This window comes from Clostridium kluyveri (genome assembly GCF_001902295.1).
Taxonomy (GTDB): domain Bacteria; phylum Bacillota; class Clostridia; order Clostridiales; family Clostridiaceae; genus Clostridium_B; species Clostridium_B kluyveri_B.
The window spans coordinates 260,763-274,091 of sequence record NZ_CP018335.1 but is presented as its reverse complement, the minus strand read 5'-3'; the positions used below and the strand labels follow the sequence as shown (position 1 = coordinate 274,091).

Annotated in this window: 4 protein-coding genes, 5 tRNA genes and 3 rRNA genes; all 12 read right to left on the bottom strand. The window is 38.8% G+C overall.

Annotated elements, in window-relative coordinates:
• Positions 1 to 51: 51 nt before the first annotated feature.
• The 12 genes from BS101_RS01570 to BS101_RS01515 all read right to left on the bottom strand — a co-directional run bounded on the left by BS101_RS01570 (position 52) and on the right by BS101_RS01515 (position 13,187).
• Positions 52 to 291, bottom strand: a complete 240-nt coding sequence (locus BS101_RS01570) for a hypothetical protein (protein ID WP_073537233.1) — start codon at positions 289 to 291, stop codon at positions 52 to 54.
• A gap of 147 nt (positions 292 to 438) precedes the next feature.
• Complete coding sequence (fusA, locus tag BS101_RS01565) at positions 439 to 2,529, bottom strand: elongation factor G (protein WP_073537232.1); 2,091 nt, start codon at positions 2,527 to 2,529, stop codon at positions 439 to 441.
• 348 nt (positions 2,530 to 2,877) lie between these two features.
• Positions 2,878 to 2,953: transfer RNA gene (locus tag BS101_RS01560), tRNA-Ala, on the bottom strand.
• 3 nt (positions 2,954 to 2,956) lie between these two features.
• Positions 2,957 to 3,033, bottom strand: a tRNA-Ile gene (locus tag BS101_RS01555).
• 9 nt (positions 3,034 to 3,042) lie between these two features.
• A 5S ribosomal RNA gene (gene rrf, locus BS101_RS01550) occupies positions 3,043 to 3,159 on the bottom strand.
• A 112-nt stretch (positions 3,160 to 3,271) separates the two neighbouring features.
• Positions 3,272 to 6,168, bottom strand: a 23S ribosomal RNA gene (locus tag BS101_RS01545).
• A 526-nt stretch (positions 6,169 to 6,694) separates the two neighbouring features.
• Positions 6,695 to 6,771: transfer RNA gene (locus BS101_RS01540), tRNA-Ile, on the bottom strand.
• A 5-nt stretch (positions 6,772 to 6,776) separates the two neighbouring features.
• Positions 6,777 to 6,852 (bottom strand) — tRNA-Ala (locus BS101_RS01535).
• 273 nt (positions 6,853 to 7,125) lie between these two features.
• Positions 7,126 to 8,638: ribosomal RNA gene (locus BS101_RS01530) — 16S ribosomal RNA — on the bottom strand.
• The 16S, 23S and 5S rRNA genes sit together here with 4 tRNA genes alongside, the layout of an rRNA operon.
• 762 nt (positions 8,639 to 9,400) lie before the next feature.
• Entirely contained in the window at positions 9,401 to 10,777 is a 1,377-nt protein-coding gene (gene murD / locus BS101_RS01525) for a UDP-N-acetylmuramoyl-L-alanine--D-glutamate ligase (protein ID WP_073537231.1), read from the bottom strand.
• A 625-nt stretch (positions 10,778 to 11,402) separates the two neighbouring features.
• A complete protein-coding gene (locus tag BS101_RS01520; RefSeq protein ID WP_073537230.1) occupies positions 11,403 to 12,794 on the bottom strand; it encodes a glycine--tRNA ligase in 1,392 nt (463 codons plus the stop codon).
• Between the two features lie 318 nt (positions 12,795 to 13,112).
• A tRNA-Asn gene (locus BS101_RS01515) sits at positions 13,113 to 13,187 on the bottom strand.
• Between the last annotated feature and the right edge of the window lie 142 nt (positions 13,188 to 13,329).

Here is a 13,329-nt window from a genome sequence, read left to right as displayed (position 1 = left end):
TACACTCTTATAATTTTTTATTATATCATATAATTCGCCAAAAATTATACTTCAATCTATATTTTTAAATGCTCTTATATAATGTTTATTTCCATCACAAACTTTACTTGAACTAATTACAAAATTTTTGTTCTCTAACATATTACATATGATTTTTATATCTTCATCATCATTTTTATCTATAATTATGGTTAAATCATCATCTCTATTCACTATTGACATATAATCTTGTATGCTGCTATAATCTTGCAAAGCAATTTTGCCCATTATGTTCATTTTGTATTTTGACATAAAATCTCTCCTTAAATTAACTACATTATACTAGCCAATAAAATTATTATTTAATTTAGCAAATGAAAATATTCATATTATTAAACTTAAAAAAGGACTGCTGCACTAATTTTCCCAGCGCAACAGTCTCCTTCTTCAAGTTTTAATTTATTCGTCCTTAACTTTTACATTTTTCCCAGATTCTATTATTTTATTAGCTTGAGCAGGCGGAACCTCTTCATATCTTTCAAATCTCATAGTAAAATCCCCTCTAGCCTGAGTCATAGATCTCAAATCCGTAGCATATCTAAACATTTCTGATTGAGGCACTTCTGCTATTATTACTTGATTCTCCCCAGAAGAATTCATTCCAAGAACTCTTCCTCTTTTTTTGTTTATATCTCCTATTATATCCCCCATATAATATTCAGGAACAGATACCTCTAAATGTACAATCGGCTCTAACAGCACAGGTTCTGCTTCCAGGAGACCTTTCTTATATGCAATAGACGCAGCTGTCTTAAACGCCATTTCTGAAGAATCTACAGGATGGAAAGAACCATCATGAAGAGTAGCTTTTAGCCTTATGACAGGATATCCAGCTAGAACTCCTTGACTTATGCATTCTCTAAGTCCTTTTTCAACAGCTGGTATATACTGTCTTGGTACTACGCCTCCTACTATTTTATCCACAAACTCTAAATCATCTTCTCCATCTACCCTAGGTTCAAATTTAATTTTTACATCTCCATATTGTCCGTGTCCTCCAGACTGTTTCTTATGTTTACCTTGTACATCAGAAACTTTTTTTATAGTTTCCCTATAAGGTATTTTTGGATCTTGTAAGATAACATCAACACCAAATTTAGATTTCAATTTACAAGATATTATATCTGTGTGTGTTTCTCCCATTCCAAAGATTATTACCTCTGCATTTTCCATATCCCTAGTCACTTTAAAAGTAGGATCTTCTTCCAACAATTTATTTAATCCGCTCAATATCTTATCTTCATCATTTTTTGATTTAGGCAAAACTGCTTTTGCTATTACCTCTGTTGGAAATTTGATATCCTCAAACATAACAGGAGATGAAATTTCACATAGGGTATCTCCTGTACTTGTAAATTGTAATTTGGCCACAGCACCCAGATCACCTGCTATTATTTCAGATGCAGCTATTTGTTGTTTACCCTTTAAAAAATACATAGACCCTATTTTTTCACTTTTATCTTTTTTAACATTATACACCGTCATATCGGATCTAAGCTTTCCTGTCATAACTCTAAACAAGGATAACTTTCCTACAAAAGGATCTGCTATAGTCTTGAAAACAAATGCTGAAAAAGGTTCTTCCTCATCTATTTTGATTGTAACTTCAGAATTATCCTTTAAATTCTTAGCGGTAATAGATTCCACATCTGCTGGAGATGGAAAACACTGAACTATATTCTCAAGCAGAGTTTCCACCCCTATTACATTGGCAGCAGAGCCGCACATTACAGGAACTACATCTCCTTTAGTACAGCCATTTATAAGTCCCGTATAAATATCTTCATCACTTAAAGTACCCTCATTAAAATATTTATCTAGAAGCTCTTCGTCTGTTTCTGCCACGGCCTCCATAATCATATTTTTACAATCATCAATCTTTTCCACAATATCCTCTGGAATATCAACATCCTTCATTGTCTTACTTTTATCATCAAATATTTTAGCTTTTCTTGAAATAACGTTTACAATACCCTGAAAATTATTTTCTTTCCCTATAGGATATTGTATAGGCACCACCGATAAACCAAACTTTTCTTTTAAATCAGCTAATACTTTATCAAAATCTGAATTTTCTCTATCTAATTTATTTATATAAAACGCCCTTGGAAGTTTTTCCTTATTTACATGACTCCAAGACTTTTCAGTTCCTACTTGGATTCCTGACACACCTGATACAACAATCATAGCTAAATCAACTGCTCTTAATCCTTGAAAAGTTTCTCCTATAAAATCAAAATATCCTGGTATGTCAACCAAATTTATTTTTATATCTTTCCATTTACATGAAGCTGTTGAGGCTGATACAGATATTTGTCTTTTCTTCTCTTCTGGATCATAATCACTAGTTGTATTTCCATCCTCAATTTTTCCTAATCTGTCTATAGTTTTTGTATGGTAAAGTATCGCTTCTGTCAATGTGGTCTTTCCAGAACCACTATGTCCAATAATTCCTATGTTTCTTAAATTTTTTGTTGAATATGTTTTCATAGGCAATTCCTCCTTGTACTTTACATTTAATTTATATATTTTACTTCATTAATTATACTCTATTTATATAATATTCTACTTAATAATTAAAAATCCCTTTTAAAAATTAAATAATTTTCATAATAATTTTTATTATGCTTCTATTTTAAGCATATATTACATTTTATTCAATGATAAAATGTATTCAAAATTTCCATATGATATGTCTAAATACATATATTTCATCAAGTCTATCAATGGTAAATTTTAGACAAATCAAACAATTCAGAGGTTAAAGAAGATGGAAGCATTAGAAATGGTAGTGCTCGGATAAATATAAAAAACGAGTAACAAAATTGTTACTCGTTTTGGTGGAGATAAAGAGATTCGAACTCTTGACCCTCTGCGTGCAAGGCAGATGCTCTCCCAGCTGAGCTATACCCCCATATGGTGGACCTTCAGGGACTCGAACCCCGGACCAACCGGTTATGAGCCGGTTGCTCTAACCAACTGAGCTAAAGATCCTTATTCTTTATCCGGCAGCGACCTGCTCTCCCACAGGGCCTCCCCTGCAGTACCATGGGCACTGTGGAACTTAACCTTCCTGTTCGAAATGGTAAGGGGTGTTGCCTCCACGTTATTGCCACCAGATTTTCAAAGTGTTTTCTTACTACAGTTTTATATTATACTGTCATTCCCGCTGCCTGTCAATACTTTTCTTCAGAAAATTTATATCCCCTGAAAATTGCACAGTAAATATTATTTGGTCAAGCCCTCGACCTATTAGTATCAGTCAGCTTAACATGTTGCCATGCTTACACCCCTGACCTATCTCCTCCTCTTCTCGGAGGGGTCTTACTGGCTTTCGCCATGGGAAATCTTGTCTTGGGGTGGGCTTCACACTTAGATGCTTTCAGCGTTTATCCCTTCCCGACTTAGCTACCCAGCTGTGCTCCTGGCGGAACAACTGGTTCACCAGCGGTCAGTCCATCCCGGTCCTCTCGTACTAGGGACAGCTCCCCTCAAATTTCCTACGCCCGCGACGGATAGGGACCGAACTGTCTCACGACGTTCTGAACCCAGCTCGCGTGCCGCTTTAATGGGCGAACAGCCCAACCCTTGGGACCTACTCCAGCCCCAGGATGCGACGAGCCGACATCGAGGTGCCAAACCTCCCCGTCGATGTGAACTCTTGGGGGAGATCAGCCTGTTATCCCCGAGGTAGCTTTTATCCGTTGAGCGATGGCCCTCCCACGAGGTACCACCGGATCACTAAGCCCGACTTTCGTCCCTGCTCCACCTGTGTGTGTCGCAGTCAAGCTCCCTTTTGCCTTTGCACTCTCCGAAGAATTTCCAACCCTTCTGAGGGAACCTTTGTACGCCTCCGTTACTCTTTTGGAGGCGACCGCCCCAGTCAAACTGCCCGCCTATCATTGTCCCGTGTCCAGTTTCATGCACTCCGGTTAGAATTCCAGTACTGCCAGGGTGGTATCCCAACGTTGACTCCAGAAATGCTGGCGCACTTCCTTCTCTGCCTCCCACCTATCCTGTACAGGCAATACCAAAATTCAGTGATAAACTGCAGTAAAGCTCTACGGGGTCTTTCCGTCCAATCGCGGGTAGCAAGCATCTTCACTTGCACTTCAATTTCGCCGGATTTGTTGTTGAGACAGTGCCCAAATCATTACGCCATTCGTGCGGGTCGGAACTTACCCGACAAGGAATTTCGCTACCTTAGGACCGTTATAGTTACGGCCGCCGTTTACTGGGGCTTAAGTTCTTGCCTTCGCTTACGCTAAGCAGTCCCCTTAACCTTCCAGCACCGGGCAGGCGTCAGCCCCTATACTTCAGCTTTCGCTTTAGCAGAGACCTGTGTTTTTGATAAACAGTTGCTTGGGCCTTTTCTCTGCGGCCTCTTTCGAGGCACTCCTTTTCCCTAAGTTACGGAGTCAATTTGCCGAGTTCCTTAACAACAATTCTTCCGATGGTCTTAGGATTCTCTCCTCACCTACCTGTGTCGGTTTGCGGTACGGGCACACTCCTGCTCCATAGAGACTTTTCTTGGCAGTGTGAAATCAGATACTCGTCCTTGCGGACTCCCCTTCAAAGCCCAGGATTATCGGACATACGGTTTTTCCTTTATGTCCTCCCTCACTCCTTGGACACACATCCATTCGTGTGCACATCCTATCCTTCTGCGTCATCCCTTCTGTTCTTTTTCGCAAAAATGTGGTACCGGAATCTCAACCGGTTGTCCATCGCCTACGCCTTTCGGCCTCGGCTTAGGTCCCGACTTACCCTGGGCGGACGAACCTTCCCCAGGAAACCTTAGGTTTTCGACCAATAAGATTCTCACTTATTTCTCGCTACTTATGCCAGCATTCTCTCTCCTGCACTGTCCACCATTCCTTCCGGTATGGCTTCTGCCTGTGCAGCATGCTCCCCTACCGCCCTTTCAGGCCCATAGCTTCGGTGGTAAGTTTTAGCCCCGGACATCTTCGGCGCATGACCTCTTGACTAGTGAGCTATTACGCACTCTTTAAATGTATGGCTGCTTCTAAGCCAACATCCTAGTTGTCTTCGAAATCACACATCCTTTTCCACTTAACTTACACTTCGGGACCTTAGCTGTTGGTCTGGGCTTTTTCCCTTTTGACTACGGATCTTATCATTCGCAGTCTGACTGCCGGGATTCAAGTATATGGCATTCGGAGTTTGATAAGGTTCGGTAACTGTTGTCAGCCCCTACCCCAGTCAGTGCTCTACCTCCATTACTCACTCCCGACGCTAGCCCTAAAGCTATTTCGGGGAGAACCAGCTATCTCCGAGTTCGATTGGAATTTCTCCGCTATCCACAGCTCATCCCATGGTTTTTCAACACCAACGTGGTTCGGTCCTCCACGAAATTTTACTTCCGCTTCAACCTGGCCATGGATAGGTCACCCGGTTTCGGGTCTACGGCATACAACTCCCCGCCCTTTTCAGACTCGGTTTCCCTTCGGCTCCGTACCTTAAGTACTTAACCTTGCTGCATACCGTAACTCGCTGGCTCGTTCTACAAAAAGCACGCCGTCGTACTTTAACGTACTTCAACTGTTTGTGGACACACGGTTTCAGGTTCTATTTCACTCCCCTCCCGGGGTTCTTTTCACCTTTCCCTCACGGTACTCCTCCTCTATCGGTCACCAGGTAGTATTTAGCCTTGGGAGGTGGTCCTCCCTGCTTCCCACAAGGTTTCTCGTGTCTCGTGGTACTCTGGTACAGGTTTTTTTGTTTCTGCTTTTCACTTACAGGGCTTTTACCTTCTGCGGCCCAACTTTCCAGTTGAATTCAATTAAGCTTCCACATTTTTTATTACCTGACCTCTACCCCGGAAACAAGTTTCCGGTTTGGGCTCTTTCCCTTTCGCTCGCCGCTACTTAGAAAATCGATTTTTCTTTCTCTTCCTCCGGGTACTTAGATGTTTCAGTTCCCCGGGTTTTCCCCTCCATGCCTATATATTCAGCATGCAGTACCTATTGTTTTATAGGTGGGTTTCCCCATTCGGACATCTCTGGTTCTCTGGCTATTTGCGCCTACCCAGAGCTTTTCGCAGCTTATCACGTCCTTCTTCGGCTCCTGGTGCCAAGGCATCCTCCATGCGCCCTTTGTAGCTTGACCTTGTTACCGAAAATTACTGCTAACTTCGCACAGCTTCGTCAAGCCTTTCCCTGCGGTGCTCATTTACACAAGTAAACTCTGCTCCTCACTCAAGTCTTTCCTCGCTCTGCTCGTTATCACTAATTTTCTTTTAAAAATTGCTACTAACTTCGTACAACTGCGTCAAATGCCTCACTGTGGTGCTCATTTACATAAGTAAATTCTGCTCCTCCTTCGGCCTTTTCCTTGCTGTACTCGTTATTATCAATTTTTATCCTTAGTTATTTATTATAACTGTTTGTTATAACCTATCTATAAGCATAACTTTAATTATACTTAATACTACAAAGGTTATTTCTAACCTTAGCTTTACTTCTTTTATTTACTGTGCAATTTTCAAAGGACAATTTCTTCAATTATACGATTCTCAATTCACATTTCACAATTGAAAATGCATGAATTATAAGTACAACTTACAATTAATTAGAATAAAGTGTTAATATCCATTAATAATTACTTACTTTTTAAAAAATTAAAAGACATTATTTGGTGGGCTTAAATGGACTCGAACCATCGACCTCACGCTTATCAGGCGTGCGCTCTAACCAGCTGAGCTATAAGCCCCCATATGGTGGAGATAAAGAGATTCGAACTCTTGACCCCCTGCGTGCAAGGCAGGTGCTCTCCCAGCTGAGCTATACCCCCAAATCAAAAATTAGAAGGATATAATCCCTCAAAATTAAACAGAATAAGCAGAAAGTTGCTAATAACTTCGCAATCCATCGTCAAAACTTTCCCTGCGGTGCTCATTTACACAAGTAAACTCTGCTCCTCACTCAAGCTTTTCCTTGACTTGTTCGTTATTATCAATTTCTGGTCTGGTCTACACTCACATTTTAAGCATAAACCCGGTAAATCTTATTTATCTCAAATTCCAGCTTTTAAGGCAGGTTATTTCCCAGCCTTTCGACTCCTTAGAAAGGAGGTGATCCAGCCGCAGGTTCTCCTACGGCTACCTTGTTACGACTTCACCCCAATCACTAACCCCACCTTCGGCCGCGTCCTCCTTTTGGTTAGACTACGGACTTCGGGTGTTGCCAGCTCTCATGGTGTGACGGGCGGTGTGTACAAGACCCGGGAACGTATTCACCGCGACATGCTGATTCGCGATTACTAGCAACTCCAACTTCATGCAGGCGGGTTTCAGCCTGCAATCCGAACTGGGGGCAGTTTTTGAGATTTGCTCCTCCTCGCGGTATTGCTTCTCTCTGTTCTGCCCATTGTAGCACGTGTGTTGCCCTGGACATAAGGGGCATGATGATTTGACGTCATCCCCACCTTCCTCCACGTTAACCGCGGCAGTCTCGTTAGGGTGCCCACCTTTACGTGATGGCAACTAACGACAGGGGTTGCGCTCGTTGCAGGACTTAACCTAACATCTCACGACACGAGCTGACGACAACCATGCACCACCTGTCTCCCTGCCCCGAAGGGCTTCCTCCATTACGAGTTATTCAGGGGATGTCAAGTCCAGGTAAGGTTCTTCGCGTTGCTTCGAATTAAACCACATGCTCCGCTGCTTGTGCGGGTCCCCGTCAATTCCTTTGAGTTTTAATCTTGCGATCGTACTTCCCAGGCGGAGTACTTATTGTGTTTACTGCGGCACAGGGGGGGTCGATACCCCCTACACCTAGTACTCATCGTTTACGGCGTGGACTACCAGGGTATCTAATCCTGTTTGCTACCCACGCTTTCGTGCCTCAGCGTCAGTTACAGTCCAGAGAATCGCCTTCGCCACTGGTGTTCTTCCTAATCTCTACGCATTTCACCGCTACACTAGGAATTCCATTCTCCTCTCCTGCACTCTAGATATCCAGTTTGAAATGCGCTGCCCGGGTTAAGCCCGGGTCTTTCACATCTCACTTAAATATCCGCCTGCACACCCTTTACGCCCAGTAATTCCGGACAACGCTCGCCACCTACGTATTACCGCGGCTGCTGGCACGTAGTTAGCCGTGGCTTCCTCTTCCGGTACCGTCATTATCGTCCCGGATGACAGAGCTTTACGATCCGAAAACCTTCTTCACTCACGCGGCGTTGCTGCATCAGGGTTTCCCCCATTGTGCAATATTCCCCACTGCTGCCTCCCGTAGGAGTCTGGACCGTATCTCAGTTCCAATGTGGCCGTTCACCCTCTCAGGTCGGCTACGCATCGTCGCCTTGGGGGGCTTTTATCCCTCCAACTAGCTAATGCGACGCGGGCCCATCTCAAAGCGGATTTCTCCTTTAAGGTATTTACCATGCGATATTTACCTTTTATGCGGTATTAATCTCCCTTTCGGAAGGCTATCCCCCTCTTTGAGCCAGGTTACCCACGTGTTACTCACCCGTCCGCCGCTAATCCATCCCCGAAGGGACTTCTTCGCTCGACTTGCATGTGTTAGGCACGCCGCCAGCGTTCGTCCTGAGCCAGGATCAAACTCTTATTTTAAAAGTTTTATTTGACTCTGTTGAAAATTACTATTAACTTCGCCCAGCTTTGTCAAATGCCTCATTCCGGTGCTCAATTACGTAAGTAAGTTCCGCTCCTCATTCAGCCTTTTCCTCGCTGTACTCGCTACTAGCAATTTTAGTATATCTCTTTCAGCAGAATACTGCTTGAATATACTACATTACGAAATTACTCTCTTTACTGCTTTCGCAGCTCAAAAGAATTGCTGGTTTATTCTTAATAAATAAGTTTACCTATCTTCCTTATTCTGTTTAATTTTCAAGGATCATATACCATTTCTCTTCAATGGCTTTTGTAGTTTATCATATATTCTCAACTTTGTCAATAAATTTAAAAAGATTTTTTACGTTTTTATGGACAAAACCCCTTATCAACTTATGACATTTGATATCATACCACAACTTGATTTTTATTCTATAAGTACAATCATCATATACTCTGCTTATCTAATTGATTCTATTAATTTCTGCAAAACTCTATCATATTCACATAAGGATACACTAGGAAACGTTATCTCATACCTTCATATTAACTCCGAGAAAAAGAGAAACTCGCCACAAAAAGTTAGTTTCTCTTTTTAAAATATTTTATTCGAAGGCTAGAATTAGCTAACATTCCCAGCTTTTTTAAGGTCGGAGATAAGCACTCTACGCGCCTAGATAAATCTTTTTAGGGTTCAGATGGAGATAAGTATTTCTCTATAGCAAACTCCACATGAACCTTAGAATCATTTAATATCAATTACATACGATTGATTATTTCTTTAAACATATTTCCTCTTATTTCAAAATTAGCGAACATATCAAAACTAGCACAAGCAGGAGATAAAGTAACTACATCACCCCTACGTGATACTTTCCTTGCTGAATTTACGGCTTCAACTAAAGAATTAGCCATTATGATTGGTATGTGAACCTGTTTTTTAAGCTCAAGATTTTCAAAAGCCTCTTTTATTTTATATTTCGTAGCTCCTATAAGTACTAAAGTTTTAATTTTCGAATATCCCTCTTCTGCTAAGATATCAAAAGGTATTTTTTTATCATATCCACCAGCTATTAATATTACAGGTTTTTCAAAAGCTTTAAGAGCGGCTAATGTCCTTGTAGGACTTGAAGCGATAGAATCATTATAATATTTTACCCCGTCTATTTCTCTTACAAATTCACATCTATGCTCCACTCCTGAAAAAGTAGTAGCAACTTCTCTCATACTTTCAATATTCACATCATCTTTTAGAGCACAAAAAGCTGCCAAAAGATTTTCTACATTGTGCATCCCTTTAAGCTTAATTTCTGATAGTTTACATACTTCATCTCCATCTATACACAAACTATCCTTATTTAAATATCCTCCTTTATTTAACTTTTCTTTAATGCTAAATTGTTTTACTTTTCCCAAAGCTTCTCCTGTCATAGAATTTGTTAACTCATTGTCTTTATTTAATACTAATAAATCTGAATTAGACTGATATTTAAATATATTCTTTTTAGCCATTATATATTCTTCCATATCTTTATGAATATCCAGATGATTAGGACTTACATTAGTTATAACTGCCACTTCAGGTGAAATATTCATAGTCATTAATTGAAAACTGGATAACTCAATTACAACTCTATCATCAGGTCTTATTTCTTCTACCTTAGAAAATAAAGGAGTACCTATATTTCCACCTATCCAACTTTTATATCCCTGCTTCTTCAAAATACTATACATAAGCGTAGTAGTTGTAGTTTTTCCATCACTTCCAGTTACACCATATATTTTAGCAGGACAATATCTAATAAACTCCTCCATTTCAGAGGTTACATATGCACCCTTTTCTTTAGCTTTTACAAAGGCTGGACTATCTATCCTCATGGAAGGTGTCTTAAATATTACATCAAAATCACTTAAATCATTAAGATATTTTTCACCCAATACCAAATCTACATCTTTTTCTTTTAATTCTCTAGCTACCTCTCCAATCTCATCTGGACTTTTTTTATCGAAAGCACTCACCCTAGCACCTAATTTTAATAAAAAATCAATTAAGGGTTTATTACTTATTCCTATTCCCACTACCCCTATTTTTTTACATTTTATGAATTGTTTAAAGTCATCGAAATTTCTTTTCATTTAAAAACCTCCAAAATAAGCCTATTACAATCAAGTAATTCAAGGGTTCAGGTGAGTTCATTTATGAGAAATGTTTTTCTTCATCTGAACCTTAGAACAACTTATCCAAGCACGCAGCAGTACTCATCTCCCCTTTAAAAGAGATGGAATATATCTAATTGCCACTTTAGATAAACCTATACTTGATTATATAATAACATAATATTTTATAAAAGCATATGATGACAATGCAAATATTGGAAATAAAACAGATATGATTTTATGAAAAATATAATATACATCTATCTTTAAGATGAAATTGTCTAGTAAAATCAAAATTATATGAAAATACTTAATTTAATGATTTTATATTTCGCTATTGAAAATTATCATTCACTTGTGATATACTCTAGTTGTGTCGTAAGAAAACATTAATATAATTCCCCAAGTTTTAATTAAACATATAACATATCCCCATGATTAAACCCTAATTTACCGGACGAAAGTCCGGTAAATTTTTGCTGTAGAATATTTATTGACATGCAATTAAAATAATTTATGGTAAATATTTACAATAAATAAAAATAGTATCATGCTAATTTCACTGCCTCTTAATAGAGGTAATAAAATTAACATGATACACCTACTAAAACTGTATTTTTTCTTTCATGAAGTCTTTCAATTCATCTATTTTTACTCTAAATTGTTTCATAGTATCCCTATCTCTTATAGTAACGGTGTCATTATCCATAGTATCAAAATCTATAGTTATACAATATGGTGTACCAATTTCATCTTCTCTTCTATATCTTTTGCCTATACTCCCAGCATCATCATAATCCACATTAAAATCTTTCCTCAGCATATTATAAACATCCAGAGCTTTCTCCGACAACTTTTTACTTAAAGGTAAAATGGCAGCCTTAAAGGGCGCTATAGCAGGGTGGAAATGCATTACTGTTCTTACATCTCCTCCTTCTAGTTCTTCTTCATCATAGGCATCAACTAAAAATGCAAGCACTGCTCTATCAGCTCCTACAGAGGGTTCTATACAATAAGGTATATACCTTTCATTAGTGACTGGATTTAAATAAGTCATATCTTTTCCCGAACGATTTTGATGTTGAGTTAAATCATAATCAGTTCTATCTGCTATACCCCAAAGTTCTCCCCATCCAAATGGAAATAAATATTCAATATCTGAAGTGGCATTACTGTAATGAGAAAGTTCTTCTTTTTCATGAACTCTAAATCTTATATTTTCCTCTTTTATGCCAAGTTTCAATAAAAATTCCCAGCAATACTCTTTCCAGTAATTATGCCATTCTAAATCAGTACCAGGTTCACAGAAAAATTCTAATTCCATCTGTTCAAATTCTCTAGTTCTAAAAGTAAAGTTTCCTGGAGTTATTTCATTTCTGAAGGCTTTTCCTATCTGAGCTATTCCAAAAGGTATTTTTTTTCTACTTGTTCTTTGGACATTTTTAAAATTCACAAATATACCCTGTGCTGTTTCTGGCCTTAAATATATTTCTGATTTTGAATCCTCCGTAACCCCTTGAAAAGTCTTGAACATAAGATTAAACTGTCTGATGTCTGTAAAATTTGTTTTTCCGCAATCAGGACAAACAATATTATTATCATCTATATACTTTTTTAACTTTTCATTGTTCCAGCCATCTGCACTAGCTTTCTCTACACCCTTTGAAGTCATGTGTTCCTCAACTAACTTATCAGCTCTAAATCTTGATTTACATTCCTTACAATCCATAAGCGGATCCGAAAAATTTCCTACATGACCTGAAGCAACCCAGACTTCGTTATTCATAAGTATGGCACAGTCTATACCCACATTATACTGACTTTCATGTACAAACTTTTGCCACCACGCTTTTTTTACGTTGTTCTTTAATTCTACCCCAATAGGACCATAGTCCCATGTATTAGCCAATCCTCCATATATATCCGATCCTGGATATACAAATCCCCTATTCTTAGCTAAAGCTACTATCTTATCCATAGTTTTTTCAAAAGGCATAAATTATTTCTCCTTCCCATAATCAATTTAAATTATATTTAGATTTTTAAATATAAAAAAAGCCTGCCTTTAAGGGACGAATTTCATATCCGCGGTTCCACCCTTTTTAGCACAAGCTCATCTTTTAAACATATAACTCCAAAGTTCCTTCACAATAAAATCTCAGTTGTTTACACCATCCACAACTTCTCTTTCCATCTAGAGACTTAAATTGTTACTATCCTTTATCAAAGCAACTTATTAAATTATAATACCTATCTGTTAATTACTACATGTAACTATAACTAAGTAAGCTTTTAACCATTACAAAAAATAAAATGGCTCCGTGGAGAGGATTCGAACCTCCAACCCTTCGGTTAACAGCCGAATGCTCCACCATTGAGCTACCACGGAAGAACTCACATGTATTATTATATCACGCAATTTAAAAAATGCAATATTTTTTTACTAATAAATCTAAAAATTTATGGATTTCAAATTTTTATGCTATAACATCAAGTGATTCTTAAATTAAGATAAAGTTTACTTATTAAGG

What these genes read in the sequence shown, in the direction of transcription:
- BS101_RS01570 (WP_073537233.1), bottom strand. Translation starts at nt 291, where the DNA reads ATGTCAAAATACAAAATGAACATAATGGGCAAAATTGCTTTGCAAGAT.
- fusA (WP_073537232.1), bottom strand. Translation starts at nt 2,529, where the DNA reads ATGAAAACATATTCAACAAAAAATTTAAGAAACATAGGAATTATTGGA.
- murD (WP_073537231.1), bottom strand. Translation starts at nt 10,777, where the DNA reads ATGAAAAGAAATTTCGATGACTTTAAACAATTCATAAAATGTAAAAAA.
- BS101_RS01520 (WP_073537230.1), bottom strand. Translation starts at nt 12,794, where the DNA reads ATGCCTTTTGAAAAAACTATGGATAAGATAGTAGCTTTAGCTAAGAAT.